1 protein-coding gene is annotated in these 1,540 nt (G+C 62.3%); it reads right to left on the bottom strand.

The features are described 5' to 3' along the window. Positions 1–115: 115 nt before the first annotated feature. Entirely contained in the window at positions 116–1,486 is a 1,371-nt protein-coding gene (locus RFM98_RS31125; protein WP_320312287.1) for an IS1182 family transposase, read from the bottom strand. Between the last annotated feature and the right edge of the window lie 54 nt (positions 1,487–1,540).

The following is a 1,540-nucleotide window of genomic DNA, read 5'->3' as shown; positions in this document are numbered from 1 at the left end:
TCAGACTGCTGACAAACCCCGTCGATTTCGGCGGGGTTTTGTTTTTGGGTATTGATTGAGCTGAGTAACTTGGTGTCTGGAGCAACTGTCAGGAAGGCACGGCGGCCGATAGGCCTCATGCGAGGCTTGGTTTTGGCTTTGGCCAGAGGCTGATTGCGATCTTTTTCATGTTCTGGGCGGCGGCTGCAATCAGGCACTGGCAGGCGACGCGTGTTCGCCCTCGGAAGTGGGCATAGCGATGGCCGAAGAGCTGCTTGGCATCGGCGAATGATCGCTCGACCGTCTCCTTGCGGCGGCGATAGATGGCCTTGCCCCATGGCGTGAGCCGGTTGGCGTCGACGCGCTCGCGGGCATCCTGCCAGACATGGCGTGTGATGGTGCGCTCGGCCTTGGCGTTCGAGGTGCAGGAGGCCAGCAGCGGACAATCGCGGCAGATGGCCGGATCGCTCTTGTATTGGCGGTAGCCGTTGCGATCGGTCGTGGCATAGGTGAGCAGCTGGCCCTGCGGGCAACGATAGCCGTCTAGATCCGGTTCATGGACAAAGTCGCTTTTCCTCATCTTGCCGGGCTTTGGCGGGGTCGGGTTGCGATAGCCGACGACGCCTCTGACGTTCCTGTCCTCCAGTCCCTTGGCGATACCCGGCGTGGCATAGCCGGCATCCAGCCCCGCCGCCGCCACCGTGAAGCCGAAGCGCTCCACCTGGCGGTCGAGCCGGCCGAGATAGACGATCGAGTCGTGCACGTTGGCCGGCGTGGTATATGTGTCGGTGATGATGCCGCAGCGTCCGTCCACCGTGCGGTGATCGAGGTAGAAGAAGCCCTTCGGCTTGCCCTCGCGCACCATGTAGCCGGCCTCCGGATCGGCGCGCGAGACCTTGGTCTGCTTCTGCGGCGGCTTGCGTTGCTTGCTCTTCAGCGGCTTCTGGCCATGCAGCGCCCGCTCGGCCTCGATCGCGCGGTCGAGATCGGCCCAGTAGTCGGCACGTGACTTGGCGACCATGGCAAGGTCGTATTTGCCCTTGTTGGCGTTGGCCTTCAGATGGGTGCTGTCGGTATAGAGCACCGTGCCGTCGACCAGACCTATCCGGATCGCCTGCTCCACGATGCGGTCGAAGATCGCCTGCGCGATGCTCTCATCCTGGTAGCGCCGCCGACGGTTCTGCGACAGTGTCGAGGCGTCGAACACCTTGTCCGTCAACTTCAGCCGCAGGAACCAGCGATAGGCGACGTTGACCTCGATCTCGCGCACCAACTGCCGCTCCGAGCGAACTCCAAACAAGTAGCCGATGAACAAGGCCTTGAACATCAAGGTCGGGTCCAGCGGCGGCCGGCCGTTGTCCGCGCAATAGAGCGGCGCCGTCAGATCGTGGATGAAGGAAAAATCGATCGCGCGATCGATCTTGCGCAACAAGTGATCACCCGGGACCAGCTGGTCCAACGTCACCATCTCAAGGGCGGTCTGTTCGGGGGCGGGTCGCTTCAACATGACCCAGTGAATCAAAAACCCCCGGCTAACGCCAGGGGTTTGTCAGCAGTCTGA

Source organism: Mesorhizobium australafricanum (assembly GCF_033977265.1).
In the GTDB taxonomy this organism is placed as follows: domain Bacteria; phylum Pseudomonadota; class Alphaproteobacteria; order Rhizobiales; family Rhizobiaceae; genus Mesorhizobium; species Mesorhizobium australafricanum.
This window is presented reverse-complemented; position numbering and strand designations above follow the sequence as displayed.

What these genes read in the sequence shown, in the direction of transcription:
- RFM98_RS31125 (WP_320312287.1), bottom strand. Translation starts at nt 1,486, where the DNA reads ATGTTGAAGCGACCCGCCCCCGAACAGACCGCCCTTGAGATGGTGACG.